Origin of the sequence: Streptomyces sp. NPDC005266 (genome assembly GCF_040607655.1) — a bacterium.
Taxonomy (GTDB): domain Bacteria; phylum Actinomycetota; class Actinomycetes; order Streptomycetales; family Streptomycetaceae; genus Streptomyces.
Genome location: NZ_JBEXHC010000009.1, coordinates 171,441 through 193,801, shown reverse-complemented (window position 1 = coordinate 193,801; position 22,361 = coordinate 171,441). Strand labels below are relative to the sequence as shown.

18 protein-coding genes are annotated in these 22,361 nt (G+C 73.2%); 5 read left to right on the top strand and 13 right to left on the bottom strand.

All coding sequences use genetic code 11. The annotated features are described in order from the left end of the window. Positions 1 to 32 precede the first annotated feature (32 nt). The 6 genes from ABZU99_RS19400 to ABZU99_RS19375 form a co-directional block, all read right to left on the bottom strand. The gene (locus tag ABZU99_RS19400) at positions 33 to 920 is read right to left on the bottom strand and encodes a hypothetical protein (RefSeq protein ID WP_356049144.1); all 888 of its coding nucleotides are present in this window, start codon (positions 918 to 920) and stop codon (positions 33 to 35) included. A gap of 85 nt (positions 921 to 1,005) precedes the next feature. Next, positions 1,006 to 2,547 carry a hypothetical protein gene (locus tag ABZU99_RS19395; protein ID WP_356049145.1) on the bottom strand — a complete coding sequence of 514 codons (1,542 nt, stop codon included), beginning with the start codon at positions 2,545 to 2,547 and terminating at the stop codon, positions 1,006 to 1,008. A gap of 216 nt (positions 2,548 to 2,763) precedes the next feature. Beyond that, positions 2,764 to 3,408 carry a pyroglutamyl-peptidase I gene (gene pcp / locus ABZU99_RS19390; RefSeq protein WP_356049146.1) on the bottom strand — a complete coding sequence of 215 codons (645 nt, stop codon included), beginning with the start codon at positions 3,406 to 3,408 and terminating at the stop codon, positions 2,764 to 2,766. 13 nt (positions 3,409 to 3,421) lie between these two features. Continuing rightward, the gene (locus tag ABZU99_RS19385) at positions 3,422 to 4,390 is read right to left on the bottom strand and encodes a DUF979 domain-containing protein (RefSeq protein ID WP_356049147.1); all 969 of its coding nucleotides are present in this window, start codon (positions 4,388 to 4,390) and stop codon (positions 3,422 to 3,424) included. Next, a complete protein-coding gene (locus tag ABZU99_RS19380; RefSeq protein ID WP_355952519.1) occupies positions 4,387 to 5,109 on the bottom strand; it encodes a DUF969 domain-containing protein in 723 nt (240 codons plus the stop codon). The genes ABZU99_RS19385 and ABZU99_RS19380 overlap by 4 nt, the downstream gene beginning before the upstream one ends. Before the next feature lie 139 nt (positions 5,110 to 5,248). Beyond that, entirely contained in the window at positions 5,249 to 5,938 is a 690-nt protein-coding gene (locus ABZU99_RS19375) for a GntR family transcriptional regulator (protein WP_356049163.1), read from the bottom strand. Between the two features lie 195 nt (positions 5,939 to 6,133). On the opposite strand from ABZU99_RS19375, the gene ABZU99_RS19370 reads away from it, so the two are divergent. From ABZU99_RS19370 to ABZU99_RS19360, 3 genes are read left to right on the top strand one after another with little or no spacing between them, the layout of a single operon-like run. Beyond that, the gene (locus ABZU99_RS19370; protein WP_355952516.1) at positions 6,134 to 6,901 is read left to right on the top strand and encodes a 5-oxoprolinase subunit PxpA; all 768 of its coding nucleotides are present in this window, start codon (positions 6,134 to 6,136) and stop codon (positions 6,899 to 6,901) included. Next, positions 6,898 to 7,527: a 5-oxoprolinase subunit PxpB gene (gene pxpB / locus ABZU99_RS19365; RefSeq protein WP_355952514.1), complete on the top strand. Its 630-nt coding sequence runs from the start codon at positions 6,898 to 6,900 to the stop codon at positions 7,525 to 7,527. Before ABZU99_RS19370 ends, pxpB begins: the two co-directional genes overlap by 4 nt. Then, on the top strand, positions 7,524 to 8,417 hold the full coding sequence (locus ABZU99_RS19360; RefSeq protein WP_356049149.1) for a biotin-dependent carboxyltransferase family protein: 894 nt from the start codon (positions 7,524 to 7,526) through the stop codon (positions 8,415 to 8,417). The genes pxpB and ABZU99_RS19360 overlap by 4 nt, the downstream gene beginning before the upstream one ends. Before the next feature lie 29 nt (positions 8,418 to 8,446). Here ABZU99_RS19360 and ABZU99_RS19355 read toward each other — a convergent pair whose 3' ends face one another. The 6 genes from ABZU99_RS19355 to ABZU99_RS19330 form a co-directional block, all read right to left on the bottom strand. Beyond that, the gene (locus ABZU99_RS19355; protein ID WP_355952509.1) at positions 8,447 to 8,746 is read right to left on the bottom strand and encodes a WhiB family transcriptional regulator; all 300 of its coding nucleotides are present in this window, start codon (positions 8,744 to 8,746) and stop codon (positions 8,447 to 8,449) included. Between the two features lie 222 nt (positions 8,747 to 8,968). Then, positions 8,969 to 12,574, bottom strand: a complete 3,606-nt coding sequence (locus ABZU99_RS19350; RefSeq protein WP_356049150.1) for a hydantoinase B/oxoprolinase family protein — start codon at positions 12,572 to 12,574, stop codon at positions 8,969 to 8,971. Further along, a complete protein-coding gene (locus ABZU99_RS19345; protein WP_356049151.1) occupies positions 12,571 to 13,500 on the bottom strand; it encodes an SGNH/GDSL hydrolase family protein in 930 nt (309 codons plus the stop codon). The genes ABZU99_RS19350 and ABZU99_RS19345 overlap by 4 nt, the downstream gene beginning before the upstream one ends. After that, positions 13,497 to 14,669 (bottom strand): glycosyltransferase, encoded by a 1,173-nt coding sequence (locus tag ABZU99_RS19340; protein WP_355952499.1) that lies wholly within the window; start codon positions 14,667 to 14,669, stop codon positions 13,497 to 13,499. Before ABZU99_RS19340 ends, ABZU99_RS19345 begins: the two co-directional genes overlap by 4 nt. Continuing rightward, positions 14,666 to 15,805 carry a glycosyltransferase family 1 protein gene (locus ABZU99_RS19335; protein WP_355952497.1) on the bottom strand — a complete coding sequence of 380 codons (1,140 nt, stop codon included), beginning with the start codon at positions 15,803 to 15,805 and terminating at the stop codon, positions 14,666 to 14,668. Before ABZU99_RS19335 ends, ABZU99_RS19340 begins: the two co-directional genes overlap by 4 nt. 219 nt (positions 15,806 to 16,024) lie before the next feature. Continuing rightward, on the bottom strand, positions 16,025 to 17,449 hold the full coding sequence (locus ABZU99_RS19330) for a HEAT repeat domain-containing protein (protein WP_355952494.1): 1,425 nt from the start codon (positions 17,447 to 17,449) through the stop codon (positions 16,025 to 16,027). A 311-nt stretch (positions 17,450 to 17,760) separates the two neighbouring features. On the opposite strand from ABZU99_RS19330, the gene ABZU99_RS19325 reads away from it, so the two are divergent. Continuing rightward, positions 17,761 to 19,329 (top strand): PP2C family protein-serine/threonine phosphatase, encoded by a 1,569-nt coding sequence (locus ABZU99_RS19325; protein WP_356049152.1) that lies wholly within the window; start codon positions 17,761 to 17,763, stop codon positions 19,327 to 19,329. Between the two features lie 76 nt (positions 19,330 to 19,405). Here ABZU99_RS19325 and ABZU99_RS19320 read toward each other — a convergent pair whose 3' ends face one another. Further along, the gene (locus ABZU99_RS19320) at positions 19,406 to 20,917 is read right to left on the bottom strand and encodes a hypothetical protein (RefSeq protein ID WP_355952490.1); all 1,512 of its coding nucleotides are present in this window, start codon (positions 20,915 to 20,917) and stop codon (positions 19,406 to 19,408) included. A gap of 246 nt (positions 20,918 to 21,163) precedes the next feature. Between ABZU99_RS19320 and ABZU99_RS19315 the strand changes: the two genes are divergently transcribed. Next, on the top strand, positions 21,164 to 22,264 hold the full coding sequence (locus ABZU99_RS19315; protein ID WP_355952487.1) for an aminoglycoside phosphotransferase family protein: 1,101 nt from the start codon (positions 21,164 to 21,166) through the stop codon (positions 22,262 to 22,264). The last annotated feature ends 97 nt before the right edge of the window (positions 22,265 to 22,361 follow it).

Here is a 22,361-nt window from a genome sequence, read left to right as displayed (position 1 = left end):
CGTGAAGGTGGGGGCGGGCGGTGGTCGGGGGCTCAGGAGTGGAAGGGCAGACCGGCGTCGGCGACGAGGTCGAGGTCGTCGGTGTCGTCCGGCGGCAGCAGGGTCGCGCTGCCGTCGCCGACGGGCACGACGCCGAGCTCCAGCAGCTCGGCCATGGCGGCGCCGGCTGCCATGTCGCGCACCTGCAGCTGATAGCGGGCGGTCGTGCGGTACGTGCCTCCGGCGTCGTCCCCGGTGCGCTGCAGAAAGCCGGAGTCGACGAGGAAGGCGACGGCCTTGCCGACGATGCCGGTCGTCGAACCCGCGAGCCTGCGGGCGTCCTTGGTCGCGCCGGTCGCGCTGCGGCGCGCGTACACCCGCCAGGCGGATTCCAGCCCCGGCGCACCGGTGGCGGGGTCGGTGTTCTCCCCCTGCTCCTCGGCCCGCTCTTCCAGCCGGCGGCACGACTGGCGGACGAAGGCGTCGACGCCGTTGACGGTGACGCGGCCGATATAGCCGTCGTCGGCCAGGTCCTCGGGGCGCGGGAACGCCAGGGCGGCGACCGCGAGATGGGCGAGGCCGTGCAGAAAGCGGTCGGCGGAGTCGGAGGCGGCCCGGCGGGCGTAGTCGCCCATGCGTACGGCGAACACGGAGTCCTCGGCTGCCGTCACGGCCATCCCGGCGCGGGTGGACACCTCGAGTACGATCAGCCCGAGCCCGGCGGCGATGGCATCGGTGAGGCGCGCGAACGCCGGTTCGTCCCGGTGCCGGCGCAGCAGCTCGGCGTACTCGACGTCCCGCGCGGGCACCAGCCTGGGCTGCAGCCCGAAGGCCACCAGCCGCGCGGCGTCGGCCGCGTCGGCGGGCGTCATCCCGGGACCGGCCGGTGCGGGGGCGGCCGGTGCGGGCTGGGGGAGGTCGTCGGCGTCGTACTCGGTCACGACTGAGGCTCCTTGCGCGGGGCGGTCTCACGGTTGGCTGCGGCTGCTCGCCGATTCGGCGCCCCGCTCGGGCGACGCGTGCCCATCACACCACCTCCGCCCGGTCCGCCGCCATGCCCGCCGCGTCCAGCAGCGCCGTGCCCACGATGAGGTCCGCGCCGCCGAACTCCGGGTCGTGCAGCTCGGTGCCGTCGTCCACCGCGAACAGCAGCCGCTGTTCGCCCTGGCGATAGGCGGTGCCGACCGGGGGGCTGGCGGCGTGGACCGCGAGCAGGGCGATGAGGTAAGGGAGGTCGGGGTCGCGGCGGCGGGCGTCGGCGAGCAGGCCGGAGAGGCGGCGGGGGGCGTCGGCGGGGAGGTCGAGGAGGTCCATGGCCAGCGCGAGCTGCCCCTCGCTGAAGCGGCTGTCGTCGGGGGTGGCGATGAGGTCCGGCTCGGGCATCTCCGCGCCGAGGTGCTCGCGCTCCACGGGCAGGGTGAGCAGCATCTCGACCAGGTCGCCCACGCGCACCGAGCTCGGCGTGCGCAGCCCCGTGCCGCGGGCGAAGAACGCGTCGGTGACCCGGCCGGCCTGCTCGAGGGGGAGCGGGAGGAGCGGGGCCAGCAGCTGCCCGTACAGATCAAAGCCGGAGCGCGCGGCGGGGGCGGCGAACGCCTGGCGGTCCTGCTCGGCGCGGAAGAGGGGTCCGGCCTCCAGCAGCCGGGACTGCAGCTGGGTGTGGCGCCGGATGCAGTCCTTGACGATGTCGACGAGCTCGGCGGCGCGCCGCTTGTGCTCGGAGTCCCGTCCAGAAGCAGCCTCGTCGCGCGCCTTGCGGATGTTGGTGAGGATCGCGTTCTCGTGCCGGTAGCGGTCGGCGACATGGTCCAGCGCCTCGGTGATCAGCTCGGGCACCGTGCGCAGCCAGTCGACCGCGCGGACGTTGCGCCGGGTCGCGTCGAGGGTGCGGCGGAGGGTCTCCGAGTACTGCACGGTGCGGTAGCGGGCCTGCTCGGCGGCGAGTTGGGCGTCGGCGAGCCGACCGCGGCTGATGAGCACCTCCAGCTTGACCTCGGCGGCGATCTGGGCGCTGGTGACATCGGTGTCGAGCGCGCCGACCAGGACGTTGACGGCCTCGTCGGTCGTGCGCAGATAGACGCTGCCGCCGGGGCCGGGCACCTCCTCGATCAGCTTGAAGTCATAGTCCCGCCGGACATACGCCCCATCAGGGCCGAATGTGCCGTAGACCGCGCGGAAGCCGCGGTCCACACTGCCGACGTTGATCAGGTTCTCCAGCACCCAGCGCGCGACGCGCTCGTGCTCGGCCGAGGGCCGCTCCAGGGCCTGGGCCGCCACGCGGGGCAGCAGCCTGGCCACTATCTGCTCATGGTCGGCACCGGTGTCGAAGTCCATGTTGAGCGTGACGAGGTCGATGGCGGCGAGGGCGACCTCCGCCATCGCGTACACCCCGTACTCCCCCGCCAGGTTGGCCTTGCGCACATCGAGGTCGTGCAGCGGCGCGGTGCACGCGAGCGCGCGCAACCGACGGGCCAGGCCCTCGTCGGCGGCCGGGCCCGGGGCCGGGCGGGCGGCCCCGCCATGGCCGTTGAGCTGGGGCGCAGTGGCCCCGTGGGGTGGAGATGTCACGTCGCACAGAGTAGGCGGTCGCACCGACAACGTACGAAACGGCACGGAGATCCCACTATGGCACGGAGCCGCCCCGCGCGCAGGCGCTCGTACACCGACGCGTCCCCCGCCGCACACCGGCCCGTCAGTCTACGGCCCGCACCCCGGTGGTCCGTCCCGGGCGAGCGCCGCGGCGGCGGCAGGGCCTCTGCTCGTATGACTGCTCGTATGACCCGCTCAATGCGTCGCCCCCTCGGCGACGCGCAGATCGGTTTCCGTACCCACCGCCGTGGCGATGATCACCCGGAGCGCCTCGGCGACCGTGGCGGCGGGCAGCGACGGTTCGGCCCCGTTCAGGACCTGCTCGGGCGCGTACGGGACGTGGACGAAGCCGCCGCGCACGGCCGGCCGGCGGGTGGCGATCAGATGGGCGAGCCCGTAGAAGACGTGGTTGCACACAAAGGTCCCGGCCGTATGCGAGGCGGCGGCGGGGATCCCCGCCGCGCGGACAGCGGCGACGCACGCCTTGATGGGCAGGGGTGCGAAGTAGGCCGCCGGGCCGCCCTCGACCACGGGCTCGTCGATGGGCTGCCGGCCGGCGTTGTCGGCTATGCGGGCGTCATCGACGTTGATCGCGACGCGCTCGACGGTGATTCCGGGGCGGCCGCCGGCCTGGCCCACGCACAGCACCAGGTCGGGGTCGGCCGCCTCCACCGCGGCGTCCAGCTCCTCCAGCGCCCTGCCGAAGACGCAACTCAGCTGGACCGCCGTGACGTCCATACCGGGGGGCGGCCGGTCGGCGGCGAGGGAGACCGCCTGCCATGAGGGGTTGACGTCCGCGCCCGCGAAGGGTTCGAAGCCGGTGAGGAGCACCCGGGTCATCTGTGCGGCCTCCTCAGAAGGCGAAGAGCGAGATGATGGCGATGTTGCAGACCAGCAACGCCCCGGCGGTGGGGATCTGGGCCTTGATGGGCCCGTACTGGTCCTTGAGCTCCAGCAGCGCGGCGGGCACCAGATTGAAGTTGGCGGCCATGGGGGTCACCAGCGTGCCGCAGAAGCCGGCCAGCATGCCGACGGCGAGGACGACGGGCGCGTCCCCGTGCATCTGCTGGATGAGCACGGGCCAGCCGATGGCGGCGGTCATCACGGGGAACGCGGCGAAGGCGTTGCCCATGATGACCGTGAACAGGGCCATTCCGACGCAGTAGACGGCCACGGCCACGTACTTCTGGCCGTCCGGAAGCAGCTGTTCGGTGATCTTGCCGACCTGGGTGCCTACGCCTGCCACCTGGAAGATGGAGCCGAGCACGGCGAGCAGTTGCGGCAGCAGCAGCGCCCATCCCATGGACTCCAGCAGCCCGCGCCCGGAATGCAGGGGTACGGCGGCGCCGCGCTCGCGGACCACGACCATGGCGACCAGCAGCCCGGCGATCGCGCCGAAACCGAGGCCGAGGATGGTCTCGCTGCCGGCCTCCAGGACCGGCTCGCCGCCGATGTGCCAGTGCTTGACGGCCGAGGCGCAGACCACCGCGACCAGCGGGATGGTCAGCGCCGGGATGAACAGCCGGCTGCCGAGCCGGGCGGCCGAGACGGTGCGCTGCTCGGGGGTGGTGGTGCGCGGGACGCCGCGCCCGGTGAGCCCGAAGCCGCCCAGGCAGACCATGGCGAGGACGGCGACACCCAGGGGCTCGGCCGGGGCCGTCTTCTCGACCACCCAGGTGCTGTAGAAGAAGCAGCCGCCCAGCAGGCCCCAGAAGGCGGCCGAGCCAAAGCGCTTGGGGTTGCTGCGGTCGACGGCCATCTGTGCGGCCATGACCAGGAAGACGGCGCCGACGAGCCAGAAGAACCACTCGGCCTTGATCACTTGGCTTCCTCCGCGGTGCGGCTGCCCTCGGCAGCGGCCGGGCCGCTCACGGCGGCGATGTCGTTCTGCAGGGAGCGGTCCAGGCGCAGCAGCCGGAAGCCGTGGATGAGGAAGGCGCAGACGGCGGTGGGCATGGCCCACAAGGCCAGCTGCAACGGCTCGAGATGGGTGTGGTAGGTGGTGTTGACGAATCCGGTGATGAGCAGGATCGAGCCGATGGCCAGGAAGCAGTCCTCGCCGAAGAACAGCCCGACGGTGTCGGCGCTGGCGGAGTACGAGCGGACGCGCTCGCGGATCCGCTCGGGCAGCGGTCCGTGGCGCCGCTCCGCGGCCCCCTCGGCCATCGGCGCGACCATGGGGCGCACGCTCTGGGCCGGGCCGGCGATGCTGGTGAGGCCCACCGCCGCCGTGAGCTGGCGGATCAGCAGATACAGGGCGAGGAAACGGCCGGTGGTGAGCTTGCCCAGCCGGCCGATGAGGATCCGGGCCTGTTCCTGGAGACCGTGACGCTCCAGGAGTCCGATGACCGGCAGGGTGATGACGAAGATCGTCACCGAGCGGCTGGAGGCGAAGCCGTTGCCGAAGGCCGCCAGGATCTCCTGGGGCGAGAGCTTGGCCAGCAGCCCGGTGGCGATACCGGCGGCTCCCACCACCAGCAACGGGTTGCGTCGTGTGGCGAATCCGAGGATCACCACGAGGACGCCCAGGAGAACGATCATGCGTCCCGCCTTCCGCGCACAGGACCTCACCGGAACGTGAGGAGAGTGCACCGGAGGCTAGATGTTCGTTGAACGATCCGACAAGGTGTTGAACCCAATGAGTTCCCGGCCCGCCCGATCGTTTACCTCCGGGAAACGGCTACCGCTGGGACACCTGCTGCGCGTAGGCCCCGGCCAACTGCGCCTGGGAGTCGTCCAGATAGGAGGCCAGCAGCCGCTCCGCCTCCGCCGCGTCCCCGGCCTGCAGCACCTCCAGAATCTGCCGGTTGCGGACCAGATACGGGGCGTAGAAGCGGCGGGGGTCGTCCATCACATGGAAGACCAGTCGCAACTCGGCCAGCACCCCGCGCATCAGCTCATCGGCGCGCGGGCTTCCGGCGAGGGCCACGATCGCCTGGTGGAAGCGGATATTGGCGGTGGACAGGTCCTGCCACGCCCGGTCGTGCGCGGCCCGCTCCCCCGCCGTGACCGCCGCCTCGACCGCCTCCAGGGGGTACGGGGGCTCCCCCAGGCCGCGGACGGTGGCGCATTCGACAAGCCTGCGCACGCGGTAGATGTCATGGAGGTCGTCGACCGTGACGATGCGGACGAACACCCCGCGGTTGAGCTCGTGCACCAGCAGCCGCTCGTGCGTGAGCAGGCGGAACGCCTCGCGGAGGGTGTTGCGCGAGACGCCGAGCGCGCCACCCACGCTGTCCTCGGAGAGCCGGGTGCCGGGCGGGAAGAACCCTTCGGCGATACGGTCGCGCAAAATGTCCGCCACCCGCTCGGCGGTGCTGGTACGCCCCAGCAGCGCCCGGTCGGCCTCAAGGCCGGCGACCTCGGACATCGCCGATACCTCGGACACGCTCGACGCCTCCGCCAGTCGCCCTTTCACACCCTTCACCCCGTTTGCCACCTTTACTCCCTTCCGCTGGCTTTTACCGCCTTGCTCGTTCCGTATGCCGAGAAGTGAAGCCCAGAATCGGGAAAGCAACAACACGCTTCTTGTCGGATCGTTGAACGATCAGTACCTTGTGGTGCCATGGCGAACCCGACGATCGACCTCAACGCCGACCTCGGCGAGGGCTTCGGCCGCTGGCGGCTCACCGACGACGACGCCCTGCTGTCCATCGTCACCAGCGCCAATGTCGCCTGCGGCTTCCACGCCGGCGACCCCTCGACCATGCGCCGGGTATGCGAACTGGCCGCCGAGCGCGGCGTACGCGTGGGCGCGCAGGTCTCCTACCGGGACCTGGCCGGCTTCGGACGCCGCACCATGGACGTCCCGCCGCGCGAGCTGGCCGATGAGATCGCCTACCAGATCGGCGCGTTGGAGATCTTCGCCCGGTCCGCCGGGGCGCGGGTGGCCTACGTCAAACCGCACGGCGCGCTCTACAACCGCAGCGTCCACGACGAGGTGCAGGCGGCAGCCGTGGTCGAGGGGATCCGGCTGGCGGCCGACGGTCCGCTGCCCGTCCTGGGCCTGCCCGGGTCCCGGCTCCATGAGGCGGCCCGCGCGGCCGGGTTGCCGGTGATCGCCGAGGCGTTCGCCGACCGCGCCTACACCTCGGCCGGCACCCTCGTCCCGCGCGGTGAGCCCGGCGCCGTCGTCTCCGACCCCGGCACCGTCGTCAAGCGCGCCCTGGGCTTCGCCCGCGACCGCGCGGTGACCTCGATCGACGGTGAGCGGATCGAGGTGGAGGCGCGCTCCCTGTGCGTCCACGGCGACACCCCCGGCGCCGCCGAGCTCGCCCGCCGGGTGCGGACGGAGCTGACAGGTGCGGGCGTCCGCGTGGCGGCGTTCGCGTGAGCCTGCGCGGCCTGCCCGTGGGCGGCCACGGGCTGCTCATCGAATGCGACAGCGGGGAGGCGGCCGAGGCGCTCCACGCCGAGCTGCTGCGCCGCGCGGCGGCCCGCCAACTGCCCGCGGTACGCGAGATCGTGCCCGCCGCGCGGACCGTCTTCCTCGACGGGCTCGACGACCCCGGGCGCCTCGCCGCGGAGCTGCGCTCCTGGCGGATACCCCCTCTGAGCCGGGGCGACAGCCCGACCGTGGAGGTCCCCGTGCGCTACGACGGGCCGGACCTGGCCGAGGTCGCCGAGGCGTGGGGCGTCACGCCCGAGGAGGCCGTACGCATCCACTGCGGCACCGAGTTCCGGGTGGCCTTCTGCGGGTTCGCGCCGGGCTTCGGCTATCTGACGGGACTTCCCGAGCGCTGTCACATGCCACGCCGGGCCACCCCGAGGACCAGGGTCCCGGCCGGCTCGGTCGCGCTCGCGGGCCCGTACACGGGCGTCTATCCGCGCTCCTCGCCCGGCGGCTGGCAGCTCATCGGCACGACGGACGCCGTGCTGTGGGACGCGGCGCGCGAACCCGCGGCGCTCCTCGCCCCCGGGACGCGCGTCCGCTTCGTCCCCGAGGAGCGTCGCGGATGACCGACAGCGCCTTCGTGGTCGTACGCTCCGGCGCGCTGACCACCGTCCAGGATCTGGGCCGCGTCGGCCACGCCCATCTCGGCGTGCCCCACTCCGGAGCGCTCGACCTGCCCGCCCACCGGCTCGCCAACCGGCTGGTGGGCAACCCGGACGGGGCCGCGACCCTGGAGACCACGCTGACCGGCTGCGCCCTGCGGCTGCGCCGCGCGGCGACGGTGGCGGTCACCGGCGCGCCCTGCCCGGTCACCGTCGACGGCCGTCCCGCCGCGTGGGGCGCGCCCCTGCGGATCCCGGCGGGCGCGCTGCTGGAGGCGGGGGCCGCGACCCATGGCGTGCGCAGCTATGTGGCGTTCGACGGCGGGGTCGGAGCCGAGGTGGTGCTCGGCAGCCGGGCCACGGATGTGCTCTCCGGGCTCGGCCCGGCCCCCTTGGCGGAGGGCGCCGTCCTGAGGCTCGGGCCGCCGCGGGGCCCCGCGCCGGGCGTGGACTGGGTGCCCCACCGGGGCGTCACCCGGGAATTGGTCCTGCCGGTGGTGCTCGGGCCGCGCGATGACTGGTTCACCACCGCGGGGCTCCACACCCTCACCACCGGTGACTTCCGGGTATCGGCCGCGAGCAACCGGATCGGGCTGCGGACCGAAGGGCCCTGTCTGGAACGGGCGAAGGACGGCGAGCTGCCCAGTGAGGGGATGGCGCTCGGCGCGCTGCAGGTTCCGCCCGACGGCCGCCCCGTGCTCTTTCTCGCCGACCATCCGACGACCGGGGGCTACCCGGTGGTGGGTGTCGTACCGGAGCCGTATCTGGCCGCCGCCGCGCAGGCAGCGCCCGGCACCCCGGTGCGGTTCACCCGGCTGGACCGGGTGTCCTGGGGGCCGGCCGCGCGGCGGTGACGCCCGCCCCGCCCCCGGCCCGACGCGCCTCAGCGGGCGGCGCGCCGTCCACCGGAGTGCGCCACCGACCGCTCTCTACCGTATCCGCGCCCCTGACGCTGTGCCCGGCGGCGCAGGGCACGCCGCTCCTCCTCACCGGTACCGCCCCAGACGCCGTGGGTCATCCCCGTCTCCAGCGCGTACTCGAGGCACTCATGGACCACCGGGCAGTGGCCGCAGACCTCCTTGGCCCGTGCCTCCTGCTGCCGAGCGGCGGGACCCGCCACTCCGACCGGGAAGAACAGCTCGGGGTCCTCGTCCGTACACGCGGCGTTCCGCCACCACTCCATGACTGCCCCTTCTGTGAGAAATCGTGCGGATGCCCGCCACCGGCCTCGCCGCGCGTGATCCGCGGGGCGGCACCCCGTGATCTCCGGGGCAGGGTGGGGCGGGCTTGACTCCTCCTTCGGGTTTCCGATGGGGGCGGCGGCAAACTGCCGTGAAGGCCATCCATCCCATCGGGTGAGGCGGCACACCGTCCCGCAGGCGCCCCGGCGTCCCCCGGCCCGCGCTCACCGGGGCGGCGCGGGGCCGTAACCGCCGCCTCCCGGGGTGCGGACGACCAGCACATCGTCCACGCCGACGTCCGCCGCGTCGCGGCCCTCCAGCGGTTCCACCGAGCCATCGGCCCGCTCGATCAGATTGGCACCGAGCGCGCCCGGTTCGCCGCCCGCCATGCCGTACGGAGCCACCCGGCGGTGGCCGGTGAGCAGCGCCACCGTCATCGGCTCCAGGAAACGGATCCGGCGGCTGACGCCATGGCCGCCCCGCCAGCTGCCCCGGCCGCCGCTGTCCCGCCGGATCTCAAAGGACTCCACCCGCACCGGATAGCGCCATTCCAGTACCTCCGGGTCGGTCAGCCGGGAGTTGGTCATATGGGTCTGCACGGCATCCGCGCCGTCGAAGCCGTCGCCCGCGCCCGAGCCGCTGGCGACCGTCTCGTAATACTGGACGCGGTCGTTGCCGAAGGTCACGTTGTTCATCGTGCCGGATCCCTCGGCCTGTACGCCGAGCGCCGCGTACAGCGCGCCCGTGACGGCCTGTGAGGTCTCGACGTTGCCCGCGACCGTGGCGGCCGGGAAGACGGGCGCCAGCATCGAGCCCTCCGGAATACGGACCTCGAGCGGTTTCAGGCAGCCGCTGTTGAGCGGGATGTCCTCGGCGACCAGTGAGCGGAAGACATAGAGCACGGCGGCCATCACCACCGAACTGGGCGCGTTGTCGTTGCCCGGCTGCTGCGGCGAGGTGCCGGCGAAGTCCAGTACGGCGCCGCGCGCCCGGTGGTCGACGGTCACGGTGACCTGGATGACCGCGCCGCTGTCGGTCTCGTAGCGGTAGGAACCGTCCTTCAGGACACCGACGATCCGGCGCACGGACTCCTCGGCGTTGTCCTGGACGTGGCCCATATAGGCGTGCACGACGTCCAGCCCGAACTGCGCGATCATCCGGCGCAGTTCCTGGATGCCCTTCTCGTTGGCGGCGATCTGGGCGCGCAGATCGGCGAGGTTGGCGTCCGGGGCGCGGGACGGACAGGGCGCCGCGGTCAGCAGCTCGCGGGTCTCCCGCTCGCGCAGTGCGCCGTCCCGTACCAGCAGCCAGTTGTCGAAGAGCACGCCCTCCTCCTGGATGGTGCGGCTGAAGGCGGGCATGGAGCCGGGCGTGATGCCGCCGATCTCGGCGTGGTGGCCGCGGGAGGCGACCAGGAACAGCAGCCCGGCGCCGTCGTCGTCGAAGACCGGGGTCACCACGGTGACGTCGGGCAGATGGGTGCCGCCGTGGTACGGGTCGTTGATGGCGTACACATCGCCCGGCCGCATCGCGTCCCCGTTGCGCCGCAGCACCTCCTTGATGGACTCGCCCATGGAACCCAGATGCACCGGGATGTGGGGGGCGTTGGCGATCAGATTGCCTTCCGCGTCGAACAGCGCACAGGAGAAGTCGAGCCGCTCCTTGATGTTGACGGAGTGGGCGGTGTTCTCCAGCCGCAGGCCCATCTGTTCTGCGATCGCCATGAAGAGGCTGTTGAAGACCTCCAGCATCACGGGGTCCACCTCGGTGCCGACCGCGACCGTGCGCGGCCGGGGCCGCACCCGGGTGAGCAGCAGATGGCCGCGGTCGCCCGCGGCGGCCTGCCAGCCGGGGTCGACGACGGTGGTGGCATCCGCCTCGGCGATGATCGCGGGGCCGATGACCCGGTCCGACGGCCGCATCCGGTCGCGCTCGAAGAGCGCCGTCCTCTGCCATCGCCCTTCCGTGAACATCGTGACGGCCGCGACCGGGGACAACTCCCCTTCCCGCGCCACAGGTTCGACGGCGTGGCCTCCGGCGGGCCCCGCCGCGCCCACGGCCTCCACCGACACCGACTCCACGACCAGCGGCTTGTCCATGGTGAAGGCGTAGCGGGTGCGGTGTGCCCGGACGAAGTCGGCGGTCATCGCGGGGACGGAGTCCAGACGGACGGGGATGCCGGCGTCCGTGCCCGCGTACCGCAGGTGCACCCGGGCCGTGGCGTCCAGGGTGTCCTCCGGAACGCCGTCGGCGAGCAGTTCCGCGCGGGTCTGCCCGGCCAGCAGGTCGCACAGCCCGCGCACCGTCGGCAGCGTCTGCTCGGTCAGCTCCGCCTCGACGGCCTGTTCCCGCATGGCGGTGGCGTCGGCGACACCGATGCCGTACGCGGACAGGACGCCCGCGAGCGGCGGCACGATCACCGTGCCGATGCCGAGCGCGTCGGCGACCGCGCAGGCGTGCTGGCCGCCCGCGCCGCCGAAGCTGGTGAGTGCGTAACGGGTGACGTCATGGCCGCGCTGCACGGAGATCTTCTTCACCGCGTTGGCCATATTGAGGACCGCGATGTCGAGAAAGCCCGCCGCGACCTCCTCCGGTCCACGCCGGTCGCCCGTCGCCTCCGCGATCTCCCCGGCGAGCGCGGCGAACCGCTCCCGGACGGCCTCGGCATCCAGCGGCTGGTCGGCGTGCGGGCCGAACACCGCCGGGAAGTGGTCGGCCTGGACGCGGCCGAGCATCACATTCGCGTCCGTGACGGTCAGCGGTCCGCCGCGCCGGTAACTCGCCGGACCGGGGACGGCGCCGGCCGAGTCGGGCCCCACCCGATAGCGGCGCCCGTCGAAGTGGAGCACCGAGCCACCGCCCGCCGCGACGGTGTGGATGTTCATCATGGGTGCGCGCATCCGTACCCCGGCGACCTCGGTGCCGAAGACCCGCTCGAACTCGCCCGCGTAGTGCGACACATCGGTCGAGGTACCGCCCATGTCGAAGCCGATGACCCGGTCGTGTCCCGCCTCGGCGGAGGAGCGCACCATGCCCACCACGCCGCCCGCGGGCCCGGACAGCACCGCGTCCTTGCCGCGGAAGTGCGTGGCCTCCCGCAGCCCGCCGTTGGACTGCATGAACATCAGCCGGATGCCGCGCAGCTCGGCGGCGATGTCCTCGACATAGCGGCGCAGGATCGGCGAGAGATACGCGTCGACCACCGTGGTGTCGCCGCGCGACACCAGCCTCATCAGCGGGCTGACCTCGTGCGAGCAGCTCACCTGGGTGAAGCCCAGGTCACGCGCCGCCGCGCCGACCGCCCGCTCGTGCCCGGCGTGCCGGTATCCGTGCAGCAGGACGACTGCGGCGCTGCGGAAGCCGTCGCGGTAGGCGGTGCGCAGCGCCTCGGTGGCGGCGTCGAGGTCCAGGGCGCGGACGACGCCGCCGTGCGCGTCCACCCGCTCGGGTATCTCGATGACCCGGTCGTACAGCGCCTCCGGCAGCACGATCCGGCGGTCGAACAGGCGGGGGCGGTTCTGGTAGGCGATGCGCAGCGCGTCCCGGAACCCCTCGGTGACGACGAGGACGGTCGGCTCGCCCTTGCGCTCCAAAAGAGCGTTCGTGGCGACGGTGGTGCCCATCTTGACGACGGCGATACGGCCGGCCGGGACCGGGTCGCCGTCGCCGAGCCCCAGCGTCTGCCGGATCCCGGCGACGGCCGCGTCCGTGTAGCGCTCCGGGTGGTGCGACAGCAGCTTGCGAGTGACCAGCCGGCCATCCGGACGTTTGCCGATGACGTCCGTAAAGGTTCCGCCACGGTCGATCCAGAACTCCCAGCGACCCGTCACCCCGCCATTGTCGCAGCGCGCGGCGTCGGATCGGCGGGCTTGCCGCCGGGCGGGTCGGGCGGAAGCCCGTGGGTCACCGAGGCGAGGGCGGCGAGCGCCGCCCGCCGGTCCCGGGCCTCCACAAGCTCTCCGGTGCCCTGGACCCGGTGGCGCCATTCCAGGGCCGCGAGCGCGAGCAGCCCCGGCAGAAGATCGGTGCAGCGGTCCGCGACCCAGCGCGTTCCACGGGTCGCCATCCACCACGCCGCGCCGGCGCGTGAGGGGCCGGGCCCGTCGAGCGCCAGGGACGGCGGTTCGCCGGTGGCGATGGACCGGGCGCTGAGGGCGGTGTGGAACTCCCTGGCCAGCAACCGGTGCCCGAGCTCGCTCGGATGCAGCCGGTCCACACTCCACGCCCGCCGGTCGGCGACCCACGCATGGCTCCCGAGCTCCACATGGACGGCCTCGTGGCGCTGGGACAGCGCGTGCACCACGGTGTTCACCGCGCGCATACGCCGCCCCAGCGGGCGGGCGAGCGCGGACGGCAGCCCGAGCATCCGCCCGGGGTCGGGCAGACACGCGGTGAGGACCACGGCGCCGTCCGCGCGCAGCGCTCCGATCGTCGTGTCGAGGGCCCGGGCGACCCGGTGGATGTCGAAGGAGTCGCGGAGCGTGTCGTTCCCACCGACCACCACGGACGCCAGATGCGGGCGCGCGCGGCGGGCGGCGGTCAACTGCTCCTCGGCGACATCGGCGGCGAGCGCACCGCTGCGGGACAGATTGACGAGCTCCACCGGCTCGTCGTGCCGTCCGGCCGCGGCGGCGAGCAGCGCGGCCCAGCCGCGCCATCCGCCGCCGGGTGCGGGATCCCCGAGCCCCTCGGTGAGCGAGTCGCCGAGGGCGGCGAACCGCAGCGTGCGCGGGGTGACAGCGCGCGCTGCGCTCACCGCGCACCGCCGACGGGCACACCCGTGCCGCCCTTGACGCCGAGCTCGGCGGACGCGTCATGCGCCGCCAGGAAGGAGGCCACCGCCGCCGGCCAGCCGTAGCGCTCGGCACGGTGGCGGGCCGCCTCGCGGCGGGCGGGCTCCGGGCGGGCCAGGACGCGTTCCACCGCATCCGCGAAGGCCGGGCCGCTGTCGGCCGCCGTCTCGCCCGCCGCACCGACGATGTCCGGAAGGGCGGAGAGCGCGCTGACGACGACGGGCGAACCGCACGCCAGCGCCTCCAGCGCGGCCAGCCCGAAGGTCTCCGCCGGGCCCGGCGCCAGGACCACGTCCGCGCTCGCCTGGACCGCCGCGAGCCTCGTCCGGTCCGGCACATGGCCGAGGAAGACGGCCGGCAGTCCCTCCTCGCGGACACGTGCCTCCAGCCGCGGACGCATCGGGCCGTCCCCCGCGACCACCAGCGCCGCCGGGACGCCCCGCCGCCGCAGCTCGGCGAGCGCGTCGAGCGCGCGGCCCGGACGCTTCTCCGGGGAGAGCCGCGAACACATCGCCAGCAGCACACCGGCCGCACCGCGATGGTGATCACGCAGCCCGGCGTCGTGATGAGACGGATGAAAGTGGTCGAGGTCGACACCCAGGGGGGCGCGTACGACATTCCGCGCGCCGATCCGGACAAACTCGCGCGCCGCCCACGCCGTCGTACAGACGACGCGTGAATACGACCGCGCGGTGCGCAGGTTCAGCCGGTCGGCCGCCCCCCGGGCAAAGGCGTCCGGCACGCCCCAGGTGCGCAGCACGGCGTCCGCGCTCTCATGGGAGACCATCACGCCGGGCACCCGGGCGCGGCGTGCCCACTCCCCCGTCCAGCGCAGCGTGGTGCGGTCCGACACCTCGAGCCGGTCGGGCGCGAGAGCGTCGAGCAGCCTGGCCACCCGCCGCCGGTCGGTCAGGACGCGGTAGCCGCCGGTGCCGGGGACGCACGGCCCGGGAAGGGTGATCACCCGGCCCTGCCGGGTGTGCTCGTCCGAGCCGCGCTCACCCGGCACCACCAGGACGGCCTCGTGCCCCGCCGCCTGATAGCCCGCCCCGAGCTCGCGCAGAGCGGTGCGCAGCCCGCCGGAGGCGGGGGTCACGAAGTTGGCGAGCCGAACAATGCGCAACCCGCTCATGCCGCCACCGCCGTACGGTCCGTCAGCACCTCGGCGTAATGGTCGATCAGCTGGTCGACGATCGCCCCCCAGGTGCGGCCCTCAACCGCTTCCCGGCCCGCGCGCCCCAGCCCCGACCGCAGCCCGGGATCGGCCGTGAGCCGCGAGACGGCCTCACTCACCTCGGTCGCGTCGCCTGGCGGCACCAGCAGCCCGGTCCGCCCGTGGTCGACCAGGTCGAGCGGGCCACCCGCGGCCGGGGCCACCACCGGTACGCCACTGGCCTGCGCCTCCTGCACCGTCTGGCAGAAGGTCTCCTGCGGTCCGGTGTGCACGAAGACGTCCAGCGACGCGAAGATCCGGGCCAGCTCCCCGCCGGTACGACGGCCCAGGAAGCGGGCCCCCGGCATGGCGGCGCGCAGCGCGGGCTCGCTCGGCCCGTCCCCGACCACCACCACCCGGACGCCGGGCAGCAGACACAACGGCGCCAGCAGCTCGACGTTCTTCTCCGGGGCGAGGCGCCCGACATAGCCGACGATCAGCTCACCCCCAGGGGCGAGCCTCCGGCGCAGATCCGGGTCCCGGCGCGCCGGCTGGAACCGTTCCGTATCGACGCCACGCGGCCACAGCCGGACCCGGGGCACACCGTGCTCGTCGAGATCGCGGGCCGCGGCGGTGGACGGGGCCAGCGTACGGTCGGCCGCGGTGTGCACGGCCCGTATCCGCCGCCAGGCGGCGTTCTCGCCGGCGCCGAGATAGGTACGGGCGTAGCCGCCCAGATCGGTCTGGTACACGGCGACGGTGGGAATCCGCAGCCGCAGCGCGGCTGTCATCCCGCGCGCGCCGAGCACGAAGGGGCTGGCGAGGTGGACGACGTCGCTCTTGTGCGAGGTGATGGCACTCGCGAGCCGCCGGCTGGGCAGCGCGAGCCGCACCTGCGGATAGCCGGGCAGCGGCAGGGACGCGATCCGGACCACGGGATAGGGCCGCGACCGGTCGAGCTCGCTCTCCGGTGGCGGTCCTCCGGGGGGACCGGCCGGGGCGATGACGAGGGGATGATGACCGCGCCGATGGAGATGGTCGGCGGTCTGCAGCGTGCAATGAGCGACGCCGTTGATGTCGGGCGGAAAGGATTCGGTCACGATGGCGACTCGCATACCGGTGTTCTCGGCGTACGAAGGGTGGCTGCGGCGTCCTGCACGTTTCGCTCGGTGGAACGTCCCATGAGCGTTGGCCTTCAGCCGTTCATCAGCGGACGAACCGCCCCGAATCGCTGAGGAGCCACCTCACCGGTGGCGCAAAATGATCGCCACGCCACCGGGCCGGGGCCGGGGCGGCGCCCGTCGGCGCCACGCACCGGGAGCCGCCACCCGGCGTCAGACCCCAGCAGCGTCAGGCCCGATCCGACTGCGCACAGCCGTCTGCACCTCCGCCTCCTCCGCCGGATCGGCGGCCAGACGACGGAGCCTGTCCACGACACGAGCCTCCGCGGTGGCCGCGTGCCGGGCGGCGAGCTCACGCGTGCTCTCCTCGCAGTCCCACAGGCATTCGACGGCGAACCCCGCCGCGAAGGACGGATCGGTGGCGGCCAGGGCGCGGGCGGCACGCCCGCGCAGATGAGAGGAGGCCGTCTCGCGGTAGACATGGCGCAGCACGGGCGCGGCACAGGTGACGGCAAGGCGTCCGGCACCGTCGACGAGCGTCCACAGGGCCTGCGCGTCCGGGCCCTGAGTCCGAACCGTGCGCCGCAGAGCCGAGAGCACCAGCGCGGCGTCGTACTGACCGCCACGGCAGGCGAGCATCGCGGCGGCGGCGTCGCCGAGGGCGTCGGGACGGTGGGCCCAGATCCGGGCGCGGTCGAGGGCGGCGATGCTGCGCATGCGTTCGAAGGAGGAGAGGGCCGCCTGGGCGACCAGTTCCGTGGCGCCCGACTCGGTCACGGCGGCCTCGATCAGGTCGAGCACCTCGGGGTCGCCGGTCTCCGCGAGGTGCCGCAGGGCCGCCGCGCGGGCCGCGTCCGGCGCGGACGCGGCGGCGGCCAGCAGCTCGGGCCGGTCTTCGGGACCCGCGACGGCGGCCAGGCAGCGGGCCGCCGCGTCGGGGCGGCGGGCGCCCGGCCCCTGGTCGTGTTCTCGCTGGGCCCACAGGAGGACGTCATGGACGCTCCACCCGGGGCGCGGTCCGGAGGGCCGGAGCTGGCGCTGCCAGCGGTCGAAGGCGCCCTGCTCCTGCGCGGCGCGCACCCGCGGGCCGTAGTACGGGTCGTCGGCCCACAGCCGCCAGGGCCGTGGCTCGTAGGCGCCGCGCACGGCGGCGGTGAGCTCGGCGTCGCCGTCGGGGGTCTCCGGGAAGCGGGCGAGGATCGCGGGGGCCAGGGCGCGCAGTCCGTTGTCGTCGTCGCGCAGGGCCAGCTCGTCGAGGGCCCATTCCCAGTTGCTCCCCGCCCCTGCGTAGCGGCGCAGCAGCCGCAGGGCGTCCGTCCGCTGGTAGGCGGCGAGGTGGCCGAGGACGGCGAGGGCGAGGCCGGTGCGCTCCTCGTCGGTGTTGACGAGGTCGTCGGGGTGGAAGAGGTGCTGTTCGATCTCGTCGAGTCCGGCGTCGAGATCCAGGCAGAGCCTGGCGTAGTACAGGGAGCGGTTCTCGACCTGCCAGTCACGGCGGGGGTCGTGCAGCACACAGTGGTGCAGTGCCGCGAGCGCCTCGGCCCGCGGCGCGGCGAGGGCGTGCAGGGTCCCGTCGCCGCGGCCTCGCTGAAGGAGGCCGAGCAGGGTGCCGCTGGGCGCTATGTCTGGATCGAACATGAGGTCAGCATCCGGTGCGGGAGGGTCGCTGGCAACGGGATTTCCGCTGACCGGCATTCTTGCCGGGGTCCTGGCGCCGTATGCCTGATGGACGCCGTGGACTGAGGGATTCCCGAGCGCCGCAGCCTACCCGGAATCCTGGCCTCCGCCGAGTCGCGGCCGACCTGCACCCCCAGAGCCGCTGACATATGCCGGAAGCACCACCGGATCGGGTAGTGCCAAACCGCTTACGGGACGTCGCAGCCTGTGCAAGAGTCGTAACCGGTCCCTCCCTCAGAACCGGCCGCGCCGCGCCCGTATCGGAGAACGTCATGCCGTCCCCCCGCTCCGCGGACCACTCCGCCGTGCAGCCTCCCCAGCGCGGCACGGTGGACGCCCTCATCTCCCAGACCCAGCGGCTCCGCGGCGGGGTCGACGCGGTCCGCCGCGATACGACGGCTGACATAGCCGGTACGGACGATCCCCAGCTGCGCTGGCAGCGCGCGCTGTGCGATCTCGCCGTTCACCATCTGGACGATCTGGGCCGGCATCTGGACCAGCTGCGCGAGGGGCTGCCCGCCGACCAGGGGCCCGAGGCCGAACTCGACACCGAAGCCGCCACCGCGACCGGGGCAGCGGCGGCAGCCCCGGCGCCCTGGGCAACCGGGGAGGCGCGGTGGACCCCGCCACCCGCAGCCGCCACCGCGGACCGCGACTCGCTGCTCAGCCGCGTCGGCAGCGCCGAGTGGAATCTGCTCACCGACGAGGTGATCTGGTCCGATGAGCTCTGCCGGATCTTCGGCCGCGACCCCGGCGACGGCGGGCTCACCCTCGACGAGCTGCCCTCCTGGGTCTTCTCCGAGGACCAGCCGATCCTGACCGCCATGGTCACGGACTGTCTGGTGGACGGAAAGCCGATCGACGGCGAGTTCCGCGTGGTGCGCGTGGACGGCGTGGTCCGCACCCTCCATATGACGGGCGAGCCCGTGCTCGACACGGACGGCAGCACCGCCTCCATGTGGGCCGTGCTCCGGGACGTCAGCGAGCTGCGCCGCAGTCAGCGGGCGGTGCGGGAGAGCCGTGACTCGCTCCAGCGCCAGCGGCATATCGCCCGCACCGAGCGCCGGCTGGCGGTGGAGCTGCAGGAGGCCGTGCTGCCGCCCTGGCGCGGCGCCCTCCGGTTGCCTCACAGCGGCCACAGAACCCACGACGGCCGGCACGACGGCGACGCACCGGCCGAGCGAGCCGCACCGGCCGAGGGTGCCGCGCTCGACCTCGCCGCCCACTACCTCCCCTCCGAGACCAGCGCCCAGATCGGCGGCGACTGGTACGACGCCCTGGAACTCCCGGACGGCCGCACGCTGCTCAGCGTCGGCGACCTCACCGGCCATGGCGTGGCCGCGACCTCCGGTATGGCCATGCTGCTGGGCGCGGTACGCGGCATGGCGGTGGCCGGGATCGAGCCGGGCCCGCTCATGGGGCGGCTCAACCAGCTGCTCGAGGTCACCTCCCAGCCCGCGCTGGTCAGCGCCGTCTGCGGACGCTATGACCCGGGCACCCGCACGCTGGTGTGGTCGCAGGCCGGACACCCCGCCCCGCTGCTCTTCCGCGACGGAACGGGGCGCGCCCTGCGGCCGCCGGACGGCGTGCTGCTCGGCGCCATGGCCGGGGCCATGTACACCCAGGCAGAGGAGCGGCTGCAGCCGGGCGATCTGCTGGTGATGTACACCGGCGGGCTCGCCCAGGACGCCACGGTGGTCAGCGAGCGGCTGCTCGGTCTCGCGCCACGGTTCACCACCGCCCGCACTGCACGGGAGTGCGTACGGACCGTGGTCGAGGCGTTCGGCGACGAGCGGCGCGAGGACGACGCCTGTGTGCTGATCACCAGGATCGGCGCATAACGTCTCGCCGTAAGACCGGGTGCCGTAAGACCGGGTGCCGTAAGACCGCGTGCCGGACGACCGCGTACGGCGGCCGTCAGATGGTCGCGGTCTTCGCCATGTCGCCCGCCCCTTTGACCCCCGCGCCCTTGGGTCCCTTGCTCCCGCTCCTCGGCAACGCCTGCTGGATCTCCTCGCGCAGCTCCCGGATCGCCGCGTTCGACGCGTACGGCGCGGTGAGCCGGTACATCTCCCGCAGCCGGTCCCAGGTGCGGTGCGAGGAGTTCTGTTCGATCGTGGCCAGCGCCTGGCGGGCGTAGCGGTCCCCCTGTTCGGGGTCGCCGCCGATGAAGCACGCCGAGGCGATCGAGATGTGGTCGAAGATCTGCGACCGCTGACGGCCGCCCTCCCGCATCCGGAGCGCCTCCTTGGCATGGCGCTGGCCGATGGCCGCGACCGAGGGATCGTGCTCGGCCAGAGTGCGGTAGACCAGCCCCTGCATGCCGTGCAGGTCGGCCTCGTTGAACAGCTGCATCCAGCTCGGCGCCGGCCCGTTGTCGCGGTCGGAGACGAACCACTCCTCCGCCTCGCCGAGGGTGCGGCGCACCGCCTGGCCGTGTCCCAGCGACGCCTGCGCCCATGCCTCGATGGTGCAGAACATGGCGCGGGTGCACGGCAGGGCCGCCTCGCCCGCGCCGGACTTGGCGAGCTTCATCAGATCGAGTGCGTCGGCCGGGCGGCCGATGTGCACCATCTGCCGGGCGGCGCGGGAGAGCGCCTCGCTCGCCCGGGGCCGGTCGCCGCCCTCACGGGCGGCGTGCGCGGCGATGACGAAGTACTTCTGGGCGGTGGGCTCAAGGCCGACGTCATGGGACATCCAGCCGGCGAGCACGGCCAGGTTCGCAGCGACACCCCACAATCTGCGTTGCAGGACCTCGGGATGGCGATAGGCGAGCATGCCGCCCACCTCGTTGAGCTGGCCGACCACGGCCTTGCGCTGGAGCCCGCCGCCGCGGGCCGCGTCCCAGGCGCGGAACACCTCGACGGAGGTCTCCAGCGCGTCGATCTCCTGGGAGCCCACGGGGGCGGCTTCATAGCGGTCGAAGCCCGCCGGTTCGACGGACAGGGGGTTGTCGGTACGGGGTGCGTCGGTAGCGAGGGTGGGGTCGGAGAGCAGCCAGTCGCTCATGGCACCGGTGATGGCGGATCCTGCGGCGAGCGCGGCGCCCGCACCCACCAAGCCGCGTCGGTTGAACATAAGGTCCATTCCCGTGAATTCGGTGAGGACCGCGGCCGTGGACTCGGGCGGCCAGAACAGCCCGTCGGCGGACTGCCCCTTTCCCGCGCGCCCACCACGCCCGAAACCGAGATCCTCGATGGTCACGACTCGACCGAGGCGCTCGGTGAACAGGGCGGCCAGCACCTTGGGCACGGGATCGCGCGGCGTCTCACCGGTGTCGATCCAACGCCGCACCCGCGAGGTGTCGGTCGCCAGCTGCGGATGGCCCATGGCCGCCGCCTTCCGGTTCACGAGCCTCGCGAGCTCTCCCTTGGACCAGCCGGCGAGGCCGAAAAGGTCCGCAAGACGGGTATTGGGTTCCCTCGTCACGTCAAGCCCCCAGGTTCCTCGGCTGGCTTGACAGTAACGGCCCCGTCACAAGCTGTGCGACTATTCGCCAGGGTTCGCCAGGGTCCGCCAGATGGTGTGCCACCCGCACGCGGGTGTGATGTAGAAGCGCGTTACCCGGCCCGGTGGCGGCTCGAGCGGAACCGACCGCATTCCCCAGGGTGCGGCCCCGCCGCGGGGCCGGGAGCGTACGCAACTCGTCGGCACACGAAGGGATCTGTCTCGCCCATGTACGCAGCATCGTCCTCCGTGTCCGCCCCGCCCCGGCCGTACCGGCGGCAGCTGCCCGGCACCGGGCCGTACCTCGATCCCGCCCACTCCGGCCGCGCCCGGGCCACCGCCCTCGGCCCTGTGCCGCCCCGCGGGAGACTCGACGTGTCCGGTCCCCAGGGTGCGCAGCTGCGCACCGCGATCGCATCGATCCATCGCATCTGTCCGGAGTTCAACCCGGTGCAGGTGCTGCGACGCAGCGGACGGTCCGTGCTGTTGGTCGGCACGACCGGCCGCACCACCGCGGTCGCCAAGTGTCTGCTGGACCACTCCCCGGCGTGGGCCGAACGGTTCCGCCGGGAAATAACGATGTACCGGGCGTTCGTACGCCAGCGCCCGCCGGTGCGGGTGCCCCGGCTGATCGCCGCCGACCCGGACAACTGCACGCTGGTCATCGAGCGGATGCCCGGGCGGATCGCGGCCTCGCATCGCCACCCCACCGAACCGCCGCCGCGCGCCGATCTGGGAGCCGCGCTGGGCGCGATCCGGCGGATCAATCAGTGGCGGCCGCCCGCCGATCTGTTCGACACCCCCATCGACTACGCCGCCCGGCTCTCCCGCTACCACGAGCTGGGGCTGCTGACCGACCGCGACATGGGCGATGTGCAGAAGCTGCTGCGCGGCCTGTCGCACGCGCCGGGGCGGCAGGTGCCCGGGCAGTTCTGCCATGGCGACGCCCTGTTGAACAACATCCTGCTGTCGCCCTCGGGGGCGGTGCTCCTCGACTGGGACCACGCGGGCTGGTATCTGCCCGGCTATGACCTGGCGACGCTGTGGACGGTCCTGGGTGACGCCCCGGTGGCGCGCCGTCAGATCAGCCAGCTGGCACAGGCCGCCGGTCCGGCCTCGCGGGACTCCTTCCTGGTGAATCTGATGCTGGTGCTGACGCGCGAGATCCGCCAGTACGAGACCGCTGTGCAGCGCACCATGCACGATCCCGCACCGGTGGTGCCGGGCGCGACTCCGGCCGGTGAGGAGCAGCGGCTGCTGCTGCGCCGGCTGCATGACGACTGCGCGATGGCCCGGCGCGCGGTGCGGGCGGCAGTCGGCACCGGGTGAGCCCGAGCGGTGCGTCACCGGTCTGGACCGGTGACGCACCGCAGGCAGGCTGACGTGCGAACACTCCATTGGGCCACACCGATTGACGGATGGCCTG

Excerpts from the sequence above, each read along its gene's own strand:
- pcp (WP_356049146.1), bottom strand. The coding sequence starts at position 3,408 with ATGACCCGGGTGCTCCTCACCGGCTTCGAACCCTTCGCGGGCGCGGAC.
- ABZU99_RS19380 (WP_355952519.1), bottom strand. The coding sequence starts at position 5,109 with ATGATCGTTCTCCTGGGCGTCCTCGTGGTGATCCTCGGATTCGCCACA.
- ABZU99_RS19375 (WP_356049163.1), bottom strand. The coding sequence starts at position 5,938 with ATGTCCGAGGTCGCCGGCCTTGAGGCCGACCGGGCGCTGCTGGGGCGT.
- ABZU99_RS19370 (WP_355952516.1), top strand. The coding sequence starts at position 6,134 with ATGGCGAACCCGACGATCGACCTCAACGCCGACCTCGGCGAGGGCTTC.
- ABZU99_RS19360 (WP_356049149.1), top strand. The coding sequence starts at position 7,524 with ATGACCGACAGCGCCTTCGTGGTCGTACGCTCCGGCGCGCTGACCACC.
- ABZU99_RS19355 (WP_355952509.1), bottom strand. The coding sequence starts at position 8,746 with ATGGAGTGGTGGCGGAACGCCGCGTGTACGGACGAGGACCCCGAGCTG.
- ABZU99_RS19340 (WP_355952499.1), bottom strand. The coding sequence starts at position 14,669 with ATGAGCGGGTTGCGCATTGTTCGGCTCGCCAACTTCGTGACCCCCGCC.
- ABZU99_RS19335 (WP_355952497.1), bottom strand. The coding sequence starts at position 15,805 with ATGCGAGTCGCCATCGTGACCGAATCCTTTCCGCCCGACATCAACGGC.
- ABZU99_RS19330 (WP_355952494.1), bottom strand. The coding sequence starts at position 17,449 with ATGTTCGATCCAGACATAGCGCCCAGCGGCACCCTGCTCGGCCTCCTT.
- ABZU99_RS19325 (WP_356049152.1), top strand. The coding sequence starts at position 17,761 with ATGCCGTCCCCCCGCTCCGCGGACCACTCCGCCGTGCAGCCTCCCCAG.
- ABZU99_RS19315 (WP_355952487.1), top strand. The coding sequence starts at position 21,164 with ATGTACGCAGCATCGTCCTCCGTGTCCGCCCCGCCCCGGCCGTACCGG.